The sequence below is a fragment of the Brachybacterium sp. SYSU DS0246 genome (genome assembly GCF_059391765.1).
Window position 1 is genome coordinate 16,455 of record NZ_JBZXYT010000023.1, and the last position, 20,788, is coordinate 37,242.

General features: G+C 69.1%; 16 protein-coding genes and 1 other RNA gene. 4 read left to right on the forward strand and 13 right to left on the reverse strand.

The window, feature by feature from the left end; all coding sequences use genetic code 11:
- Positions 1-9 precede the first annotated feature (9 nt).
- The 3 genes from AC5020_RS12110 to hrpA all read right to left on the reverse strand — a co-directional run bounded on the left by AC5020_RS12110 (position 10) and on the right by hrpA (position 6,580).
- Positions 10-1,467 carry an NAD-dependent malic enzyme gene (locus tag AC5020_RS12110; RefSeq protein WP_464988480.1) on the reverse strand — a complete coding sequence of 486 codons (1,458 nt, stop codon included), beginning with the start codon at positions 1,465-1,467 and terminating at the stop codon, positions 10-12.
- Between the two features lie 85 nt (positions 1,468-1,552).
- Complete coding sequence (locus AC5020_RS12115; RefSeq protein WP_464988481.1) at positions 1,553-2,200, reverse strand: hypothetical protein; 648 nt, start codon at positions 2,198-2,200, stop codon at positions 1,553-1,555.
- A 495-nt stretch (positions 2,201-2,695) separates the two neighbouring features.
- Positions 2,696-6,580, reverse strand: a complete 3,885-nt coding sequence (gene hrpA / locus AC5020_RS12120) for an ATP-dependent RNA helicase HrpA (RefSeq protein WP_464988482.1) — start codon at positions 6,578-6,580, stop codon at positions 2,696-2,698.
- A 174-nt stretch (positions 6,581-6,754) separates the two neighbouring features.
- On the opposite strand from hrpA, the gene tdh reads away from it, so the two are divergent.
- Entirely contained in the window at positions 6,755-7,819 is a 1,065-nt protein-coding gene (tdh, locus tag AC5020_RS12125; protein WP_464988513.1) for an L-threonine 3-dehydrogenase, read from the forward strand.
- A gap of 37 nt (positions 7,820-7,856) precedes the next feature.
- Positions 7,857-9,071 carry a glycine C-acetyltransferase gene (locus AC5020_RS12130; protein WP_464988483.1) on the forward strand — a complete coding sequence of 405 codons (1,215 nt, stop codon included), beginning with the start codon at positions 7,857-7,859 and terminating at the stop codon, positions 9,069-9,071.
- A gap of 182 nt (positions 9,072-9,253) precedes the next feature.
- Here AC5020_RS12130 and AC5020_RS12135 read toward each other — a convergent pair whose 3' ends face one another.
- The 3 genes from AC5020_RS12135 to AC5020_RS12145 all read right to left on the reverse strand — a co-directional run bounded on the left by AC5020_RS12135 (position 9,254) and on the right by AC5020_RS12145 (position 12,118).
- Positions 9,254-10,159, reverse strand: coding sequence for an endo-beta-N-acetylglucosaminidase H (locus AC5020_RS12135; protein WP_494564433.1), 906 nt, complete (start codon positions 10,157-10,159; stop codon positions 9,254-9,256).
- A 126-nt stretch (positions 10,160-10,285) separates the two neighbouring features.
- Positions 10,286-10,822 (reverse strand): hypothetical protein, encoded by a 537-nt coding sequence (locus AC5020_RS12140; protein ID WP_464988484.1) that lies wholly within the window; start codon positions 10,820-10,822, stop codon positions 10,286-10,288.
- An 84-nt stretch (positions 10,823-10,906) separates the two neighbouring features.
- The gene (locus AC5020_RS12145; RefSeq protein ID WP_464988485.1) at positions 10,907-12,118 is read right to left on the reverse strand and encodes a Gfo/Idh/MocA family protein; all 1,212 of its coding nucleotides are present in this window, start codon (positions 12,116-12,118) and stop codon (positions 10,907-10,909) included.
- A gap of 246 nt (positions 12,119-12,364) precedes the next feature.
- Here AC5020_RS12145 and AC5020_RS12150 point away from each other — a divergent pair, with 246 nt between their 5' ends.
- Positions 12,365-13,234 (forward strand): sugar phosphate isomerase/epimerase family protein, encoded by an 870-nt coding sequence (locus tag AC5020_RS12150; RefSeq protein ID WP_464988486.1) that lies wholly within the window; start codon positions 12,365-12,367, stop codon positions 13,232-13,234.
- 123 nt (positions 13,235-13,357) lie between these two features.
- Here the strand turns inward: AC5020_RS12150 and ssrA are convergent.
- Positions 13,358-13,728, reverse strand: a transfer-messenger RNA (tmRNA) gene (gene ssrA / locus AC5020_RS12155).
- A gap of 212 nt (positions 13,729-13,940) precedes the next feature.
- Here ssrA and AC5020_RS12160 point away from each other — a divergent pair.
- Complete coding sequence (locus tag AC5020_RS12160; RefSeq protein ID WP_464988487.1) at positions 13,941-14,504, forward strand: hypothetical protein; 564 nt, start codon at positions 13,941-13,943, stop codon at positions 14,502-14,504.
- A 12-nt stretch (positions 14,505-14,516) separates the two neighbouring features.
- Here the strand turns inward: AC5020_RS12160 and AC5020_RS12165 are convergent, their stop codons facing one another.
- The 6 genes from AC5020_RS12165 to prfB form a co-directional block, all read right to left on the reverse strand.
- Positions 14,517-15,491 (reverse strand): hypothetical protein, encoded by a 975-nt coding sequence (locus AC5020_RS12165; protein WP_464988488.1) that lies wholly within the window; start codon positions 15,489-15,491, stop codon positions 14,517-14,519.
- Positions 15,492-15,561: 70 nt separating this feature from the next.
- Entirely contained in the window at positions 15,562-16,068 is a 507-nt protein-coding gene (smpB, locus tag AC5020_RS12170) for an SsrA-binding protein SmpB (protein WP_464988515.1), read from the reverse strand.
- 189 nt (positions 16,069-16,257) lie between these two features.
- A complete protein-coding gene (locus AC5020_RS12175) occupies positions 16,258-17,565 on the reverse strand; it encodes a murein hydrolase activator EnvC family protein (RefSeq protein WP_464988489.1) in 1,308 nt (435 codons plus the stop codon).
- A 2-nt stretch (positions 17,566-17,567) separates the two neighbouring features.
- A complete protein-coding gene (gene ftsX, locus AC5020_RS12180; protein ID WP_377017428.1) occupies positions 17,568-18,485 on the reverse strand; it encodes a permease-like cell division protein FtsX in 918 nt (305 codons plus the stop codon).
- Positions 18,482-19,390, reverse strand: a complete 909-nt coding sequence (ftsE, locus tag AC5020_RS12185; protein ID WP_494564434.1) for a cell division ATP-binding protein FtsE — start codon at positions 19,388-19,390, stop codon at positions 18,482-18,484. The genes ftsX and ftsE overlap by 4 nt, the downstream gene beginning before the upstream one ends.
- Before the next feature lie 248 nt (positions 19,391-19,638).
- The gene (gene prfB, locus AC5020_RS12190; protein ID WP_377017424.1) at positions 19,639-20,754 is read right to left on the reverse strand and encodes a peptide chain release factor 2; all 1,116 of its coding nucleotides are present in this window, start codon (positions 20,752-20,754) and stop codon (positions 19,639-19,641) included.
- Positions 20,755-20,788 lie beyond the last annotated feature (34 nt).

The following is a 20,788-nucleotide window of genomic DNA, read 5'->3' on the forward strand; positions in this document are numbered from 1 at the left end:
TTCGGCAGCTCAGCCGTTCAGCGTGATCTCGTCCGCGTAGACCGTGGGCATAGCGCCCGTGATCGTGTCCACCGTGCCGGCGTCCTCCCGGGCCACCTGCTCCACCGCCCCCGCGACGGACTTGGTGACCCCGTCGTGGAAGACGCTGGGCACGATATAGGTCGGATTCAGCTCCTCGGCGGTGACGACGTCGGCCAGGGCGTTGGCCGCCGCCAGCAGCATCCGGTCGGTGACCCGCGTGGCATGGGCATCCAGCAGTCCCCGGAATACCCCGGGGAAGGCGAGCACGTTGTTGATCTGGTTGGCGAAGTCACTGCGGCCCGTGGCGACCACTTCGGCGTACTTCGCGGCCTCGGACGGGTCGATCTCCGGGGTGGGGTTGGCCATCGCGAAGACGACCGAGCGCTCGGCCATGGTCGAGACGTCCTGTGCGGTGAGGATGTTGCCGGCACTGACGCCGATGAAGACGTCGGCCCCCTCGATCGCGTCACCGATGGTCCCGGTGAGCTCGCGAGGATTGGTGACCTCCGCGATCCACGGCAGGCGACCGGCGAGGTTCTCACGGCCCTCATGGATGATGCCGTCGATGTCGGTGACCACGACGTCGCGCGCGCCGGCGGCGCGCAGCAGGCGCAGGATCGCGGTACCGGCCGCGCCGGCCCCGGCCAGGACGATGCGAGCGGTGGTCAGGTCCTTCTCGACGACGCGGAGGGCGTTTCGCAGGGCGGCCACGACGACGATCGCAGTGCCGTGCTGGTCGTCGTGGAAGACGGGGATGTCCAGCTCGGCGCGCAGACGGTCCTCGATCTCGAAGCAGCGCGGGGCGGAGATGTCCTCGAGGTTGATGCCCGCGAACACGGGGGCGATCGCCTTGACATGGGCGACGATGTCGTCGACCGAGTGCGCGTCCAGGCAGATCGGGAAGGCGTCGATGCCGGCGAACCGCTTGAACAGCGCGGCCTTGCCCTCCATCACGGGCATCGCGGCCAGCGGGCCGAGGTCTCCCAGCCCGAGGATCGCGGAGCCGTCGGAGACGACGGCGACGGTGTTGCGCTTGATGGTCAGTCGCCGGGCGTCCTCGGGGTTCTCGGCGATGGCCTTGACCACGCGGGCGACGCCCGGCGTGTAGACCATCGAGAGGTCGTCGCGATGCCGGATCGGCATCTTCGACTCGACGGTGAGCTTGCCGCCGAGGTGGGCCAGGAAGGTGCGATCCGAGACCTTGCCGAGCTCGACGCCCTCGATCGTCCGGAGATCATCGACGACCTCCATGGCGTGGTCATGGCCGGCGGTCAGCACGGTGATGTCGGCGCGCATGCGCTCCGGCCCGGAGGCGGAGACATCGAGCGCGGTCACGGAACCGCCGTGTTTCTCGATGCGCCCGGTGATGTCGCTGACCGCGGCGGATCGCGCCGCGAACTCGAGGCGGATGGTGATGGAGTAGCTCACGGAGGGCATCGGTGACATGAGGCACAGCCTAACGATGTCGGCGGCTCAACGGCGCACGCACCGACCCGCGGCGGAGCGACGGTTCCGGCCGCCGCTCACGATCTCAGGCGGTGAACGGCGCGACCTTGCGCGAGTACCGGTCCATGATCGTCCGTGCGCTGGTGACCTGCTCGGCGTAGCGCTCGGGGTGGGCCGAGGCCTGCACCGTCTGAGCGGCCTGACCGGGCTCCCAGTTCGCGACGTCCGGCACCGCCTGGAGGAGGCCCGGCGCGGACGAGATCTCGCCGAGGCCGAGGAAGGCGTCGATGGCCTTCTTCTTGTGCCGCACGTCGGCCGCGCTCCCCCAGCCCATCGAGGGCCGCTGCTGGAACAGACCGCCGGAGTCGAGGTCGACGGCGGGCTCGTAGTTGTACAGCCAGGACTCCACGATGGCGGTGATCAGCGTGACCGTGGTGACTGCCTCCTCGAGGCCGTGGCCCTTGCAGACGGCGATGATGAACTGCGCGTTCTCCACCTGCCACTGGTCCATGGCACCGATCTCGAAGCCCTCGCGGGTCTCCTCACGGGTCATGAACGCCTCTGTCCACGTCTCGCCCTGCGCGGAGGCGGGTGCGGCGACGGCGAGAGAGGTCAGCGAGGCGAGCCCGACCGTCCCGGCGGCGAACAGGCCGCGGCGGGACAGCGGTGCGGAGGCCGCGGCGGACCGGCCGGCGGAGGACGAAGCAGGCAGGAACGAAGACAGAGAAGACAAGAGAGCGGCACCCTTCGGGCTCGAACAACAGTGGAAGGCGCTCGGCACCTTCCGAGCTCCGCCAACGTAACGGGATGATCACGGGGTGTGAATACCCGGCGCAGCGCCAGGGTTTTCACCGCGACCTCGAGTTTCCCTTCCCATGACTGTGCGACAAACTCCTGCACACTTTCATCACGTGACGTCTGGGCAGGCCACGCGGTGATTGCACCGACCCCCGGCCCAGAAGTTCCGGCACCGCCGTCACCACTCACACAAAAAGGCAAAGCTTCCGAATGCGTCGTGGAACACGCTGCCGAGGTGGTCTGCACCACGGCGGATATATGCGCTCCGGCACACAGGAGGTCATATCTCCGCGCCGGGATCCCGAGTGCGGCGTATTCGGGCATATGCCCGTGAGTCGCCGCGGCATTCGGGTCGATGCCGAGCCGTGCGAGAACGCCCCACGGGGACGGTGAGGCCCCCGGGCCCGGCGGCTCCGGAGCGCGCCTGCGTTCAGCGACCGTCGCCGGTGGACAGCTCGGCGATCGCCTTGCGGATCCGCTTGTCCGAGACGGTCTGCTTGGTGCCGAGCTGCTGGGCGAACAGGCTCACGCGCAGCTCCTCGAGCATCCAGTCGATCTCGCGGGCGTCGGGCTGGGCGCGCCGACGGGGCGAGAGCTTGGCCCGCTCGGTGTGCCAGTAGTTCGTCAGATCGGCGATCTGCCAGGCCAGCTGCTCGTCGCGGCGCGGGTTCTCCGGCAGCTTCTCCAGGCGGATCGCATCGGCTTCGAGGTACCGGCGCAGGTCAGGCAGGTGATCGATGCCGGTGCGGGAGATGAACCCGTCACCGAGCAGCGAGGCGGCGTGCTCTCGGATCTGCGTGAGGTGGGAGAGCACGGCCAGGGACGGGACCCGGCTGAGCTCCTTGTGCAGGCGCGCGTTGACGGCGAGGGCCGAGGCGGCATCCTTCACCGCCTGGGCGGCCAGAGCGTCGTGCTCGCTGCGCACCCGCTCCAGCAGCTGGTCGTACTCGGCGCGCGTACGCACCTGGGCCTCACCCGCCAGATGCGAGGTGGCGGCGCGGGACGCGTCGGCCAGCATCGACGCCGTCGAGGAGTAGTCGGAGCCAGAGACGGCGAGCTTGGTGGGGTTGGGCAGCGCGTTCAGCACGGACGAGAGATCCGCGCCCAGCTCGCGGTCCAGCAGCGCGATCACGCCCTCGCGATGGGCGAGTGCCTGTTCGTCGGCGGTGGTCAGCACCGCCAGGTCCACGCGCTCGAGCCGCCCGTCGGCGCCCCGCCGCGCCACGAGGGAGGGGTACCCGGTGACCTTGAGCCCGCCGACGGTGGATTCGTGGACGGCCGGGATCCCCTGCTCGGGGAACGTGGGCAGGTCGGTCCGGGCGAGGTCATCGCCCTGGGACGAGACGGAGGCCTCGACCCGCTTCTGCAGTCGCTGCTTCAGAGCCTCGAGGTCATCGCCCGACCCGATCTCGCGGCCCTTGGCATCGACCACCCGGAAATGCATCCGCAGGTGGGCCGGCAGCTTGGTGAGGTCGAACTCCGGGCCGTACAGCGGGAGGTCGTCGGGGACGCCCGGCAGGTCCACGAGTTCGTCGGCCGCGGCCTCGACGAACGGCTCACCGCTGTCGGGATCGTCGTCGTGGAGTTTCGCGGCCACCGCCTTCGCCCGCTCCGGAGCCGGGACGAGATGGCGACGGATCTGCTTGGGCAGGGAACGGATCAGCTCGGTGACCAGCTCCTCGCGCATCCCCGGGACCAGCCAGTCGAACCCGCGCGGTTCGAGGCGGTTCAGCACCGCCAGCGGCACGGTGGCGGTGACCCCGTCGGCGCCCTTCGCACCGAGCTCGCCGAAGGAATAGCTCAGCGGCAGGGTGATGTCGCCCTGGACCCAGGTGTCCGGGAAGTCCGCGCGGATCGCCTCGGTGACATCCTCGTCCGCGGCCAGCAGGTCCCCTTCGGTGAGGGTGAGCAGGTCCGGGGTCTCGTGGCGCTGCTTCTTCCACCAGGAGTCGAAGTGCCTACCGGAGACGACGTGAGCGGGGATCCGCTCGTCGTAGAAGCGGAACAGCTGCTCGTCCGAGACCAGGAGATCCCGGCGGCGGGTCTTGGCCTCGAGCTCCTCCAGGTCGCTGATCAGGGCGCGGTTGTCACGGAAGAAGTGGTGGCGGGTGCGCCAGTCCCCCTCGATCAGCGCGTTCTGGATGAAGATCTCGCGGGCCGCGACCGGGTCGATGCGGCCGTAGCCGACGACGCGATCGGCGACGAGGGGCACCCCGTACAGGGTGACCTTCTCGTGCGCCATGGCGCTGGCACGCTTGGAGGACCAGTGCGGGGCAGAGTACGAGCGCTTGACCACGTGCGCGCCCGTCTCCTCGGCCCAGGCGGGATCGATGCGGGCGGCGGTGCGGCCCCACAGGCGGGAGGTCTCCACGAGCTCCGCGACCATCACGTAGTCGGGGCGCTTCTTGGCCAGCGCCGATCCCGGCCACACCGCGAATTTCGCACCGCGGGCGCCGCTGTACTCGCGGGTGCGCTCGTCGTGGAGGCCGACGTGGGAGAGCAGCCCGGCCAGCAAGGACTGGTGGATGGCCTGCGGGGAGGCGTCGTTGTCGTTCGTCGAGAGATCGACGTCCTTGGCCATGTCCCGCAGTTGGGAGTGCAGATCCCACCATTCGCGGATGCGCAGGTAGTGAAGGTGCTCGGCGCGCACCTCGCGGCGGAACGCGCTGCCGGAGAGCTCCTTGCGGCGCGCCTGGAGATGGTTCCACAGGTTCAGAAAGGCCAGGAAGTCGCTGGTCTCGTCCTCGAAGCGCTTGTGCTTCTCCTTGGCCTGCTGCTCCTGGCCGAGCGGCCGCTCACGCGGATCCTGGATGGACAGTGCCGCCACGATGATCAGCACCTCGCGCAGGGCGCCCAGACGGTGCGCCTCGATCAGCATGCGGGCCATCCGCGGATCCAGCGGGAAGCGGGCGAGGGTGCGGCCGACGGAGGTCAGCTGCCGCCCGCCGGGCTGATCGGGGGCGGCTTCGAGGGCGCCGAGCTCGTCGAGCAGACGCACGCCATCGGTGATGGCGCGGGAAGCGGGCGGCTCGACGAACGGGAAGGACTCCACATCCCCCAGCCCGAGGCTGGTCATCAGCAGCACGACGGAGGCGAGCGAGGTGCGCAGGATCTCCGGTTCGGTGAACTCGGGCCGTCCCTCGAAGTCCTCTTCGGAGTAGAGGCGGATCGCGATGCCGGGGGCGGTACGGCCGGAGCGGCCGGAGCGCTGGTTCGCGCTGGCCTGCGAGATCGGTTCGATCGGCAGGCGCTGGACCTTGGTGCGCTGGGAGTAGCGGGAGATGCGGGCCAGGCCCGAGTCGATGACGTAGGTGATGCCCGGGACCGTCAGCGAGGTCTCGGCGACGTTGGTCGACAGGATGATCCGACGGTAGGTGCCCGATGGCGGCGGGGAGAAGATCTTCTGCTGGTCCTGCGCGGACAGCCGCCCGAACAGGGGCAGCACCTCGACCGGCAGGGCGCTGCGGCCCCTCGTGCCGCGATCGAGGTGCGTGCTCAGGGCATCGGAGATCTCGCGGATCTCGCGCTCTCCCGGGAGGAAGACGAGCATGTCGCCGGGGCCCTCGGCGGCGAGTTCGTCGACGGCGTCGATGATGGCCTGGGTGAGGTCGCGCTCGATCGAGTGGACGTCCTCGAGCTCGTCGTCCTCCTCGACCTCCGCCTCCAGCACCAGCGGCCGGTAGCGGACCTCGACCGGGTAGGTGCGCCCGGAGACCTCGATGATCGGAGCCGGTTCCGTCTCGCCGGAGGGCAGGCGCTGCCCGAAGTGCTCGGCGAAGCGCTCGGGGTCGATGGTCGCCGAGGTGATGATGACTTTGAGATCCGGGCGCTGCGGGAGGATCTGCCGCAGGTACCCGAGGATCACGTCGATGTTCAGCGAGCGCTCGTGGGCCTCGTCGATGATGATCGCGTCGTAGCGCTTCAGCAGCCGGTCGCGACCGATCTCCGCCAGCAGGATGCCGTCGGTCATCAGCTTCAGCCGGGTGCCGCGACCGGTCTCACGGGTGAAGCGGACCTGGAAGCCAACGGTCCCCTCCCCCAGCTTCTCGCCCATCTCGCTCGCGATGCGCTGGGCGACCGAGCGCGCGGCGATGCGTCGTGGCTGGGTGTGGCCGATCAGCCGCTTGCCCTGCCCGTAGCCGAGCTCGAGCAGCATCTTGGGGATCTGGGTGGTCTTGCCGGAGCCGGTGGCGCCCGCGATCACGACGACCTGGTTCTCGCGGATCGCCGTCATGATGTCCTCGCGGCGCCCGGAGACGGGCAGCTCGGCGGGATAGGACAGGCGCGAGCCGGCGGCGGTGGAGGGCGTGGTCATGGCGCCTCCACTCTACGGGGCGGAAGGCCTGCAGCCCCTCGTGATTTTCGTCGGCCCGTCGACGCCTCGACCCGCGAGCAGCCGCCGCGAGCCGGGATGCCCCGACGCGGTCTACCATCGACGGGCGGGCCCGCGGCGGCGGGCCATGACCCGAGGAGGACTGCTGCCGCGATGATGCGTGCCCTGCGCAAGACCGAGCCCGGCCCGGGCCTGACCATGGTGGAGCTGCCCGAACCGGAGTGCGGCCCCTGGGACGTGAAGATCCGCGTGCTGCGCGCCGGCATCTGCGGCACCGACCTGCACATCCTCAGCTGGGACTCCTCGGCCGAGGCCATGTGCGACACCGTCCCCTTCACGCCCGGCCACGAGTTCTACGGCGAGGTCACCGCGGTCGGCGGGGAGGTCAGCGACGTGCGGGTCGGTGACCGGGTCTCCGGAGAGGGCCACGTGGTGTGCGGGACGTGCCGCAACTGCCGCGCCGGGCGCAAGCAGATGTGCATCCGCACCCGCTCGGTGGGCGTCCAGCGCGACGGCGCGTTCGCCGAGTACGTCGTGGTCCCGCACCTGAACGTGTGGGTCCATGAGCACGACGCAGGCACCGAGGTCATCACCCCGGAGCTCGGAGCGGTGTTCGACCCGTTCGGCAACGCCGTCCACACGGCCCTGAAGTTCCCCCTGATCGGTGAGGACGTCCTGATCACCGGCGCGGGGCCGATCGGTCTGATGGCGGCTGCCGTCGCCCGCCACGCCGGCGCCCGCTACATCGCGATCACCGACCTGCACGAGCACCGCCTCGAACTGGCGCGCTCGATGGGCGTGGACCTGGCGGTCAACGTCGGCCGCACCACCATGACCCAGGCGCAGCGGGAGCTGGGCATGAAGGAGGGCTTCGACGTGGGCCTGGAGATCTCCGGCCAGCCCAGCGCCCTGCAGGAGATGATCGCCAACATGAACCACGGCGGCCGGGTCGCGCTGCTCGGGCTGCCCTCGCGGCACTTCGAGCTGGACTGGACCACCGTGATCACCCACATGCTCACGCTGCAGGGCATCTACGGGCGCGAGATGTTCGAGACCTGGAACGCGATGAGCGCGATGATCTCGACCAGCCCCCTGCTGCGCGAACGCGTTCTGGCGACCGTCTCGGACGTGCTGCCCGCCTCGCAGTGGGAGCGCGCCTACGACATCGCCGGGTCCGGCAGCGGCGGCAAGGTGCTGCTGGACTGGCAGAACCTCGACTGACGTGCCGCTGAAGAGCGGCCGAGAGATAGGGAGCACCGTGTACTCGGACCTCAAGGACCAGCTGACCGCCGAGCTCGCCGAGATCGACGAGGCCGGCACGCTCAAGCGTGAACGGGTGATCTCGAGCCCGCAGAGCAACCGCATCACCGCCGGCCCGATCGGGCAGGAGGGCGCGGAGGTGCTGAACTTCTGCGCGAACAACTACCTGGGCCTGGCCGATCATCCGGAGATCATCGCGGCCGCGAAGCGAGCCCTGGACGAGCGCGGATTCGGTATGGCCTCGGTACGGTTCATCTGTGGCACGCAGGATCTCCATCTCGAGCTGGAGCGCGCCGTGTCCGGATTCCTCGGCACCGAGGACACCATCTTGTTCTCCTCCTGCTTCGACGCCAACGGCGCCGTCTTCGAGCCGTTGTTCGGCGCGCAGGACGCGATCATCTCCGATGAGCTGAACCACGCATCCCTCATCGACGGCATCCGACTGTCGAAGGCGGCTCGCTACCGGTACCGCAACGCCGACCTGGAGGATCTGCGCGCTCAGCTCGAGGCGACGCGGGCCCAGAACGATGGCTCGGGCGCACGGCGCACCATCATCGTCACCGACGGGGTGTTCTCGATGGACGGCTACCTCGCGCCGCTGCCGGGCATCTGCGACCTTGCCGACGAGTACGGCGCCCTGGTGCTGGTCGACGACTCCCATGCCGTCGGGTTCATGGGAGCCACCGGCGCCGGCACGCCCGAGCACTTCGGGGTCTCCGACCGGATCGACCTCTACACCGGGACCTTCGGCAAGGCCCTCGGCGGGGCCAGCGGCGGCTACGTCTCCGGGCGGGCCGAGATCGTGGCGCTGCTGCGGCAGAAGGGACGGCCCTACCTCTTCTCGAACTCGCTGGCCCCCTCGATCGTCGCCGCGACCCTGACCGCGCTCGAGCTGGTCGAGGGCAGCGCGGACCTGCGGGCGACGCTGATGCGCAACACCGAGCTCTTCCGGCGCCGGATGAGTGAGGAGGGCTTCGACCTGCTCGAGGGCGAGCACGCGATCGTCCCGGTGATGTTCGGCGACGCCGCGCTGGCCGGCCGGATCGCCGACGCCATGCTCGAGCGCGGCGTCTACGTCGCGGCGTTCTCCTACCCCGTCGTCCCCCGGGGCAAGGCCCGCATCCGCGTGCAGCTCTCCGCTGCTCACCGCGAGGCCGACGTCGAGGCCGCCGTGGCCGCGTTCGTCGACTCCCGGGCGGCGGTGCAGGGCTGACCGTCCCCGGCAGGACGTTCCCGCGGGAACGCCTCGGCAGCCTCACGGATCGTTCCCGCGGCGGCCCCGCGCGAGGGAAGAACGTTCCCGCGGGAACGTCTCGCCGCGGTCGTGGCCCCTGAGCGGGCGCCGGTCTCCGGTGGGCGCCGGGCTCCGCGTGCCACGGGCTCGTGGTCCCCGGGTCAGCCCTCGTAGTGCGCCGCGCTGCCGTACAGGGGTTCGGTGAAGGCGGAGACCTGGTCACTGCGGTCCCCCGCCTGCAGCTGGTAGGTCACGAACGCCCCGAACCCGTCGGCCGCCGTCCGCTCGGCCAGGTCCCGCACGAACGCCGGTTCGTCCGAGCCGGAACCGGGGGTGAGGTCGACGGCTGCGGCCCCGTAGCGATCGCGCGGCAGGCCCGGCACCGGGTAGTCGCGGTACGCCCCGTAATAGGGATTCCACGCGTAGTCGATCATGTCGCCGACGCGCACGCCCTCGTACTCCTGGCGCTCGGCGGAGGGCCCGATGACGTAGAACGTGATCAGCCGGTTCGGCAGTCGCTTGCGCAGAGCCTCGACGAAGTGCACGAAGGAGTGGTCGTTGGGCTGACCGGTCCCGTTCTCGCCGTACCGGGACCACTCGTCATCGATGTCCACGCCGTCCAGCCCGTACCGGCGCACCGTCCCGGCGACCTGCTGGGCGAAGCGGTCCGCGGCGGCCCGGTCCGGGAAGTTCGCGAAACCCGCCCCCTGGTGATTGCCCAGCAGCGAGAGAACCACCTTGATCCCCTTCTCCTGCAACGGGCCGATCGTGGTCTCGGCCTCGTCGAGCACGTGCTGCACGTTCTCGTTGCAGTGGAGGTAGGCGGAGGTGCCGTCGTAGTTGATGTTGGCCGCGAAGATGGAGGCGATGTCGAAGGCCGCGGTGCCGTCATCCAGGGTGTACGCGCCGGCGTTCTCCAGACTGTTGTGGTTGACCTCGATGTAGGCGACCGAGGCGATGCGGCCCGGATCCCGACGCGGCGGGGCGGCGAGGGCGGGCGCGGAGAGCGCCGCGCCTCCGAGGGCGACTCCCCCCAGTCCGGCGAGCAGTGTTCGGCGATGCACCATGGGAACGATGACCTCTCGACGTGTCCGACCGGTCCGCGGCAGCGCGGCGGTCCCGGCGCGATGGGTGGAAGCACAGTAGCAACCGCGCGCGAGAGCGTTCCCGCGGGAACGTCTCCGCGCCTCCGCTCAGCTGTACTGAGTGGCCAGCCCCTTGTCCTTGGCGGCGTGGAAGGCCTCGTGCCGATCGTCCCGCAGTTCGATGATCTCGGTAGCCCGGTCGTTGCGGCCGTCGACGATGACCACGTAGGTGACCGGCTCGTCCTCGGGCCAGTACGCCTCGAGGGTCTGCTGCGTATGCTCGGTGGCGTCCCGGACCTCCAGCGGGGTGTATACCGCCGGGTCGCCGGTGGACAGGCGGCGCCAGGCCTCCCCCGCGTCCTCGCGCAGGTCGAGCATCAGGGTCTCGAGCGGCCGGCCGTCACGCAGCCGCCACACTCGGTTGCGCCCCGCCAGCCACAGCATCGTCGCCGGGGAGCCCACGAGCAGCACGCCGGCACCGATCACCAGGGGCCACATCCCCTCCACCAGGCCCCAGATCACCAGCGCGAGCATGATGACGGCGGAGAGCAGGGCGTTGAGGAGGAAGAAGCGCGACTGCGGGTGCGTGGCGAGCTCGAAGCGGTCGGGGCGGCTGGCGAGTGCCGGGTCACCGGGGCGGGGCATGAACGTCTCCTGGTCGAGTGAGTAGTCCTCCGCGGCAGTGTAGGGCCGGGTGAGGCTCGGGGAGGCTGATTCCGCCCGATCGACTCAGCCCTGCTGCTGGGGGTACTTGCCCTCGGCGGCGATCCGCTTGTTGAGCTCGGCGAGGTACTCACTCTCGTCGAAATCCAAGGGCACCTCGCGCCCGGTCCAGGCCGAAAGGTGGATCGCGTTGGCCAGGCGCACCCCATGGATGCCGTCGGAGCCGGGAGCGAGGAGATCCTCTCCGAAGAGCACGTGGCGGGCGAAGTTCTCCAGCACGCCGGCATGCTGGCCGCCCCAGACCGAAGAATCCTCGATCGTCTCGGTGCTGACCAGGTCGCCCTGCCCGGCGGTGTTCCCGCGCATCAGCTCGCGGGCGCTCTCGGGGGTGGTGGCGTCGGAGATCTCCTTCTCGCTCTTGGCGTAGCGGTGCACGGTGGCCGTCTTCGATCCCTCGACGAGGATCTTGCCGCGGCTGCCCAGGATCTCCAGCCGGTCGGTCCCCTTCATGTCGTGGGTGCAGGTGATGAAGGTGCCGGTGCGACCGTCGCCGTAGTCCACCAGCGCCGTGACCTCGTCCTCGACGGCGATGTCGCGGCGGAATCCGAAGCCGGCCTTGGCGAACACGGACTTCGGGATGCCGCAGATCCACTGCCACAGGTCCAGCTGGTGCGGCGACTGGTTCACGAGGACCCCGCCGCCCTCTCCGCCCCAGGTGGCGCGCCACGCGGACTGCTCGAAGTAGCCCTGCGGACGCCACCAGGTGGTGATGATCCACGTCGAGCGCAGCACCTCACCGATCTCGCCGGCCTCCACGATCTCCTTGATGCGCCGGTACAGCGGGTTGTTGCGCTGGTTGAACATGATCGCGAACGGCACCTCCGGGTGCGCGGCCGCGACCTCGTTCATCGTCCGCACCTGGCTCGTGTGCACGGCGGCCGGCTTCTCCACCAGGGTCGGGAAGCCTGCCTCGATCGACGTGATCGCGGCCGCGGGGTGCTCATAGTGCGGGATGGTAGTGACGACCGCGTCGACGGACCCCGAGGCGAGCATCTCGTGCAGGGTCGCGAACGTCGGCACCCCGGGGTGCGTCTCGCTCGCCGCGGCACGTGCTGCCGGATCGGTGTCGCTCAGGGCGCCGAGGCTCATGTGCGGCACGAGACCCTCGGCGATGAACCGCGCGTAGGCGGAGCCCTGCGTGCCCGTTCCGAGGATGCCCAGGCGCACCACCGGCTCGGTTCGGGGGGCTTCCGCACCGGAAGTGGACGTCGTCGTCATGTGCTGCGCCTTTCATCTCGCCTCTGCCGCAGCGACCGGAGCAGGTCGCCATCAACCAGAGTCCTGCAGGACTGACCCGAGACTGGGGTCACATCACAGGATTCCACAGCAGTTGCACGCCGTTGCACGGGCAACCTGCGGCAAACCTCCGATATGACCCGCGCCACTGGATACCGTGGCGGCGATGAGCGGCGGTCGGACCGCCGTCCCCGGGCGATGCGGCCCGGACCGACCCAGGAGGTTCCCATGGCACGAATCGGCATCCAGCTCATGATGCTCAAGGACCACGTCGCCCGCGACGGCATCACGGCCGTCCTGGAGCGCGTGAAGAACACCGGATTCCAGGTCGTGGAGGTCTCGCAGATCCCGATGACCGAGGACAACGTGGCCGGCATGGAGGCCGCGCGCGAGAGTCTGGGCATCGAGTACGCCGCGATCTCCGGCAAGACGTCCGTCCCCGCCGGCAGCGACGACCTCAGCCTCGCCGAGCACTTCGATCGTCATGTCGAGCATGCGCGGCGCCTGGGCACCTCTCTGATCCGCATCGGGATGATGCCGCGGGAGGCGATGCGCTCCCGCGACGCTCTCCTGGCCTTCTGCCGGGAGGCCGACAACTACGCCCGGCGCCTCGCGGACGAAGGGCTCAGCCTCAGCTATCACAATCACCACGTCGAGTTCGCCACGATCGATGGCACGACGGTGCTCGACATCATCCGCGAGCAGGCCCCGCATCTGCGCTTCGAGATCGACTGCCACTGGGTCCAGCGCGGCGGGCGGGATCCTGAGCGCACCCTGGCGGCTTTCGAGGGCGTCCTCGACCTCGTCCATCTCAAGGATTACCGCATCGTGCTGCCCGGTCAGGAGCTCTTCGACCGGCTGGACAGCGGCGACGGCGCCGCCTGGGGCGAGTACTGGGCCCGCGACATCGTCCAGTTCGCAGAGGTCGGTCAGGGCACGCTGGACTGGAAGCCGGTCATCGAGCAGGGCATCGCCTCCGGCGCGCAGCACCTGCTGATCGAGCAGGATCAGACCTACGGGCGAGACATCTTCGAGTCGCTGGCGATGAGCCGGGCCCACCTGGTCGAGCTCGGCTACGAAGAGCTCATCACCGGCTGACGGCGAGGCTGGCCGCAGGACATGAGAGCAGGGCATGAGAGCAGGACATGAGAGCCGGGCATGAAAAAGGCCCCCTCCCCCGCACATCAGTGCAGGTGAGGGGGCCTTTCATCGTGAGTGCAATGGTGGAGACGGCGGGAATCGAACCCGCGTCCGATAGTGCGGAGCGAGGGCTTCTCCGGGCGCAGTCCGTAGTAACGCTTTCTCAGTCCCGACGCTCGCACGGACACGTCGTCGGCGGACTCAGTCACTCTGAGTTGTTCACCCGACCCCGATGACGAGGGCCGGAAGCAGTGGCTCCTTAGATGATGGAACGACCCGGGTCAGGAGCAAGCCCGGGGTTCCAGACTGCTATCGCTGATCAGGCAGCGAGAGCGAAGTCAGTGCGCTTGGGTTCGGCACTTATTGGTTTCCAGAGGACATTAACGAGACGACTCTGGGTTCTCGGCCCGCTTCCCCTCGCTGGACAACTACCGTCGAAACCGATCGTCCCCCAGCGTGGGTGGCAGCACAGATTGTGACGGCCTCGAAGGCCGCCCATGCACTCACTCTGTAGTTGTCAAACACCCACGAACGACGGGTCTCCCCGTGCGTCGTGCATCTACTCTACAGGGCCCAACCCCGCAGCCGAAGAGTTTATTCCTCAGCTCACGGCGAACTGCGGCCGGGCTGGACGGCGCAGCCGAGCCCGCGAGACGATACGGCGATGATCGGGTTCTCGGCGGCAGGCGTGCAGGTTCGGCTCGACGACGACACCCTGCGGGAGGTCGTGGAGGATCCGACGGCATTGGCCCAGTGGTGCGAGTCGAACCCGGAGGATCCCCGCACAGCCGCCTACCTGCGGATGCTCGGCCGGCTCGAGGAGGCCGCCGTCGCGGCACGCCGGAGTCTCGAGAGCACCGGCCTACCACCGCTGGTCCGAGCCGTCCGGCGGGTGCGCTACGGACACGTCCTGCAGTGGCAGGGGGCCTTCGTCCCCGCCGAGGAGCAGTTCGACCTCGCCGCGGAGGAGACGGGGCTCGACGATCCGACGTCCCCGTCGTCGCTGTCGGTCCTCGCCTCCGTGTTCCAGCACCGTGCGAAGTGCCGGTTCGAGCATGCCGCGCACGAGCTGGCGGCCGACCGGCCGCGTGCCGCGGGGATGCTGAGACAGCGTGCGCTCGAGGACGCCCGGCGTGCTCTGCTGATGCGGGAGAACCTCAGCGGTACCGATGATGCGTCCTTGGACGCCAGCCGACAGGTCGTCGCGCGGCTCGAGCGCGCTGACTGAGAGCAGCGGATATCAGTCCTTGTCACCGGCGGCATCGGCCTCGGCGACGTCCAGCGCGACCAGCAGACCGGGCTCCGAGTCGAGGTACCACACGCCCATCGCCTCGGCCCCGAAGGTCGCCTCGGGGTCGTGCTCCCAGGCGACGGTGCACTCGACGGGCTCGGTCGATCCTGCCGGCAGCGGCTCAGAGCATTCCGGGGCGACCATGGGTGCATCCAGCACCCCGTAACCGTTCTGGCTGTTGACCGTGGACTCGACCGTGGCGGCGAGTTCGTCGGCGGGGATCTCCTCCGCGTTGAACATCGAGCCCTGGCCGACGCCGACCAGGTTGCTGCCCTGATCCGTGAAGACCTCGAGGGCGTCGTCGGACGGGGGGTCGCCCACGCTGACCAAGAGCGCCGGCGAACCGGCGGGATCGTACCCGGAGGGCGCCCGGACGGCCATGACCGTCAGGTCCTGCTGCCCGTCCAGGCCTTCGATCGCGAACTCCGCGGTGCAGTCGACGGACGCCCCGTCCTCGTAGGTGAGGTCCCCGTTGCACGAGGGTTCGGATGCCCCGCTGACCGCGGTGTGGTCGGCGAGGATCTCCGCGATGTCTCCTGCTGCGGCGCTCCAGGTCTCCTGGTCCGTGTCGACCACGTCCGAGACGCCGTCGACGATGTACAGCACTGCGGGTGGGCGGTTCATCGCCGCGCCACCGGCCCCGTCCCCGTCGGAGGGCTCCGCGCCCTCCTCTCCGTCCGACGGCTCGGTGTCCTCGCCGCTCGCAGCGGGGTCCTGACCATCGCTGGCCGAGGTGCCGTCGTTCGAGGTCGGGGCCGCGTCCTCGCCGGCTGATGTGCAGGCGGCGCTGGTGGTTGCCAGCGCTAGGGCAGCGGCGGCGACCAGAGCTCGACGCAGGGGCAGGCTCGAACGCATGGACAGGCCTCTCGTGATCGACCGCAGGAAGATCCGCGATGCATCGGTGGCGTCGGTGATCACCGACACATCGCGACGCTATCCAGCGGACACGAGCAAAGTCAAAAGAGGGTAAAGCCTCGCGTCAGGCGAGCTCGGCTCAGGCGAGCTCGCGTCGCCGCATCGCGCGCTCGGCCTCACGCATGTCCTGCTTCTCGCGCAGCGTCTGGCGCTTGTCGTACTCCTTCTTGCCGCGTGCCAGGCCGATGAGCACCTTGGCATGCGATCCGAGGAAGTACAGCTCCAGCGGCACGATCGTGAATCCCTTCTCGCGGGACTTGCTCGCCAGCTTCACGATCTCCTGCTTGTGCAGCAGCAGCTTGCGCTTGCGGCGGGTGGCGTGGTTCGTCCAGGTGCCCTTCACGTACGGCGCGATATGCACAGCGTCCATCCACACCTCGCCGCCGTCCACGTAGCAGTAGCCGTCGACCAGAGACGCTCCCCGCTCGCGCAGCGACTTCACCTCGGTGCCCGTCAGCGCGATCCCGGCTTCCCAGGTGGCGTCGATGAAGTAGTCGTGACGTGCCCGCTTGTTCGAGGCGATGAGCTTCTTCTCGGGACCGTCGACCGTGCCGGTCTTCTTCGCCGCAGCCTTCTTCGCCGCCATGATGTCCCTCCGACCTGCCATCGATCCACTGTGCATGCCCGGCTGCGCTCTGGGTGCAACCGGACGTCCCAGCTTACGCCGGGGCGTCTGTGCGACGCGAGCGAATATGGCCGGTCAGTCACGCCCGGCCGGAGGGCCGGGCCGATCGGGCCGGAATCGCCGCCTGAGCTTCCGGGCCGACGGGACGCCTCACATGTACTTGGTGGGGTTGACGGCGTTGCCGTCCTCATGGATCTCGAAGTGCAGGTGGCAGCCCGTCGAGGAGCCGGTGGTGCCCACGTACCCCACCGTGTCCCCGGCAGAGACCTGCGCGCCCACGGGCAGGGCGTAGCTCTGCAGGTGGTGGTAGGAGCTGGTGATCAGGTGGCCGTTGTGGATGCCGTGGCTGAGGATGATCTTGTTCCCGGCTCCGCTGTTCCAGGTGCGCTGGATGACGCGCCCGGAGTGGGTGGCTCCCACCGGGGTTCCGCAGGCCGACGGGAAGTCGACACCGGCGTGGAGCTTGCGGGTGCCGTAGATGGGGTGGACGCGCCAGCCGAAGTTCGAGTTCAGGCGGCCGCCGACCGGGTGCTGCCAGGCGCCGCCGGTGTTCGCAGAGCCGCTGGAGGAGTCGCCTCCGCTGCTCTGTGCCTTCTGCTGCGCCCGCTCCTCACGCTCGCGCTCCTGCTGCGCGAGCTCCTCGATCTCGTCGTCCAGCGTGCTGCTGCGCGTCTCGAGCTCGGACTCCTGGTCCTCGTACTCGGTCTTCTTGTCCTCGAGCTCGTCCCGCTGGCGCTTCTGGTCCGCGTAGAGGTCATCGAGGTCCTGCTTCGCCTGCGCGGCCTCATCCTCGGCGTCCTCTCGGCGCTGGACGGCCTCCTCGGCCTCCTGCTTGAGGTCGTCGATCTCCTCGCGCACGGCGGTGAGCCGGTCCGCCGAGTTCTCGGTGACGGACTGGTCGGTGCGCAGCGTGTCCAGCCGCGACCCCTGCGAGGAGAGCGTCAGCCGGTAGTTCATCGAGCGGTCGACGGTGTCCTGCGGTTCCTGCCCGCCGACGTAGACGCTGGAGGGGTTGGGGACGCCGCCCCCCTTGTACGCGGCGATCGCGACCTCGGCGAGTTCCTCGTCGCTGCGGTCGACCTCTTCCTGACCGGACTTGACCTCGCCCGAGAGCTCTTCTTCCTCCTCCTGGGCCGCGTCCAGCCGCTCCCCGGTCTCGAGGTCCTCCTCGCGCGCCGCTTCCAGCTCCTCCTGAGCATCCTCGAGATCCTGCTGGGCCTGAGGGATCAGCAGTTCGGTCTCGGCGAGCGCGAGGTAGGTGTCGGCCAGGTCCTCGTTGACACCTTCGAGTTCGAGGCGCAGGTCCTCGAGCTGCTGATCGACCTCCTCGCGCTCGGCGATCTTCTCGTCCTTGTCCCCGTCGGCCGCGGCCGGCGGGAGAGGGGACAGAAGCGGGACGAGGGCCAGGGCCGCGACCGCGAGGAAGCCGGCCGGACGCCGCAGGATGTTCTGGGACATGCTCACACCTTCAGATAGCGGTTCAGGGAGACCACGGACGAGGCGATGGACAGGACGGCGCCCAGCGCGATCAGGATCGGCGCGGCCCAGATCAGGTCCTCGGCGCCGACCGTGACGAGCTGCTGACCGAGGGTCGGGGCGAGCCAGCCCTGGACGATGTAGTGCAAGCCGACCCAGAGCATCCCGGAGGCGATCACCCCGCCGATGATCGCGGCGACGGCTCCCTCCAGCAGGAACGGCAGACGGATGAAGAGGTTGGAGGCGCCGACCAGGCGCATGATCGCGATCTCCCGGCGCCGGTTGGCGACGGACATGCGAATCGTCGTGGCCACCAGCAGCAGGGCGGCGATGAGCATGAGAACGGCCAGTCCCAGCGCGAACATGGTCGACTGGTTCAGCACGTCGATGAATGGCGCGAATGCGCTGAGCAGGTCGGTGACCTCGTCGACGCCGTCGCGGCCCTGGAAGAACTCGACCACCGCAGCGGATTCATCGGCGTTCTCGAGGGTGATGTGGAAGGAGACGGGCATGTCCTCCGCGGTGAAGTTGGAGACGAATCCCTCCCCCGCGAACTGCTCCTGGTAGATCGACAGCGCCTCGTCCTGACTGCGCTCGGTGTACGAGGAGATGTACGGGGAGAGCACATCGCCCTCCAGCGCCTGCCGCACGGAGTCGATCTGCGCATCGGTCGCCGCGCCACCGGCGCACGAGGAGGAGGTCGAATGCGGCGAGCACAGGAAGATCGTCACCTGGGACTGCTCGACCAAGGTCGACTTCATGTCCATGATCTGCTTCTGCATCAGCAATCCGGTGCCGACGAAGGTCAGCGAGACCGCGGTGACGATGACGACGGAGATGACCATGGCGATGTTCCGCCACAGGCCCGTGAAGATCTCGCCGAGGATGTACCGCGCCCTCATCGCCGCCTCCCCTCGTCCTCATGCTCATGCTCGTGTCCGTCCTCGGCGAAGGGATCCTCCTCCTGGGCGCGGCGGGCGTCGCGCTCGTCGATCAGCTCCTCCTCCAGGACGTCGCCGGAGCGCGCGTCCTCACCGGTCGCCATGGCGTCATCGCTCAGCGGATGCTCGCCGCGACGACTGGAGTCGTCCGGCAGGTTGCCGGAGATGACGCTGTGCGGCACGACGGTCTCGTACAGCCCGGCGGCCTCGTCGCGAACCACCCTGCCGCCGACCATCTCGACCACGCGGCGACGCATCCGGTCCACGGCCGCCTGGTCGTGCGTGGCCATGACCACGGTGGTGCCGCGCTCGTTGATCTCGGCGAGCAGGTCGAGGATTCCTTCGGCGGTCGAGGGGTCGAGGTTGCCGGTGGGCTCGTCGGCCAGCAGGATCGAGGGCCGGTTCACGTAGGCGCGAGCGATGGCCACACGCTGCTGCTCACCACCGGAGAGCTCATGGGGCATCCGACGCCCCTTGTCCTCCAGGCCCACCATCTCGAGCATCTCGGGGACCAGGCGGCGCACGACCTTGCGAGGCGTGCCGATCACCGCGAGGGCGAATTCGATGTTCTGGTAGGCCGTCTTCGACGGCAGCAGCCGGAAGTCCTGGAAGACCATGCCGATATCGCGGCGCAGCGACGGCACCTTCCACGACGGGATGCGCGAGAGGTCCTTGCCGGCCACGTACACCGTGCCGCGACTGGGCGCGGTCTCCTTGAGGACCATCCGCATCATGGTCGACTTCCCGGATCCGGAGGCCCCGACCAGGAACACGAATTCCCCGCGGGTGAACTCGATGTCGAGATTCTCCACCGCGGGGTGCTGACCTCGCATGTACGTCTTGGTGACGTTGTCGAAACGGATCACGGGAGCCTGTCACATCGGGGGAACGTGGTGCCGTTCCAGAGTAGGGCCGCACTGCCGCGACGCGCCGCAGGCGCGATGAGCTGACGAGTCAAAACCTGGTCAAAGGCGGGTGCGGCCGCTCACCGTCGCCGATCCGGGGCCTCACCGGCCCGTGCAGCTGACCGGCCCCGTACAGCTCGCCGGGCCGGTGGAGCCCGTCGGTCCGGTGGATCTCGTCGGGCCCGGGGCAGGCGGCGGGTCTGCCCGCCTCAGTCGGCGAGCTTGCCCTGCTCGGCGCGCCAGCGGATGCCCGCGTCGATGAACTCGTCGATCTGCCCGTCGAACACTGCGGAGGGGTTGCCCTCCTGGTGCTCGGTCCGCAGGTCCTTGACCATCTGATACGGGTTCAGCACGTAGGAGCGCATCTGGTCGCCCCAGCTGGCCTTGACGTCGCCGGCCAGCTCCTTGCGCTCGGCGGCCTCCTCGGCCTTCTTCAGCAGCAGCAGCCGCGACTGCATGACGCGCAGGGCGGCGGCGCGGTTCTGGATCTGGGACTTCTCGTCCTGCATCGAGACCACGGTGCCGGTGGGGATATGGGTCATGCGGACTGCGGAGTCCGTCGTGTTCACGGACTGCCCGCCGGGGCCGGAGGAGCGGAACACGTCGATCTTCAGTTCGTTCTCGGGGATCTCGATGGAGTCGGTGGACTCGATCAGCGGGATCACCTCGACGGCGGCGAACGAGGTCTGGCGGCGGCCCTGGTTGTCGAAGGGGCTGATGCGCACCAGGCGGTGGGTGCCGCCCTCGACGGAGAGGGTCCCGTAGGCGAACGGAGCGGTGACCTCGAAGGTGACGGACTTCAGCCCGGCCTCCTCCGCGTAGGAGGTGTCCATCACCTTGGTCGGGTAGTTGTGGCGCTCGGCCCAGCGCAGGTACATGCGCATGAGCATCTCGGCGAAGTCCGCCGCGTCCACCCCGCCGGCGCCGGCGCGGATGGTCACCACGGCGCTGCGCTCGTCGTACTCGCCGGAGAGCAGGGTGCGCACCTCGAGCTCGTCGAGGGTGCGGTGGATCGAGGTGAGTTCGCGCTCGGCCTCGGCGAGGGTGTCGGCGTCGTCCTCCTCCTCGGCGAGCTGGACCATCACCTCGATGTCCTCGATGCGCTGGGACAGCTCGCTGATGCGGCGCCGCTCGGACTGGGCGTGGGAGAGATTCGAGGAGACCCGCTGCGCGTTCTCGACGTCGTCCCAGAGGTCCTGGGCCGAGGCCTGCTTCTCCAGGTCGGCGATCTTGGCGTCGAGCGCCTCGATGTCGGTCACCTGCTCGATCGACGACAGGGTCGACCGCAGACGGGGGATCTCTTCGGAGAAGTTGATGGAAGCCACGAGGGGTGAGTCTACGGCAGAGGTCCGGATCGGG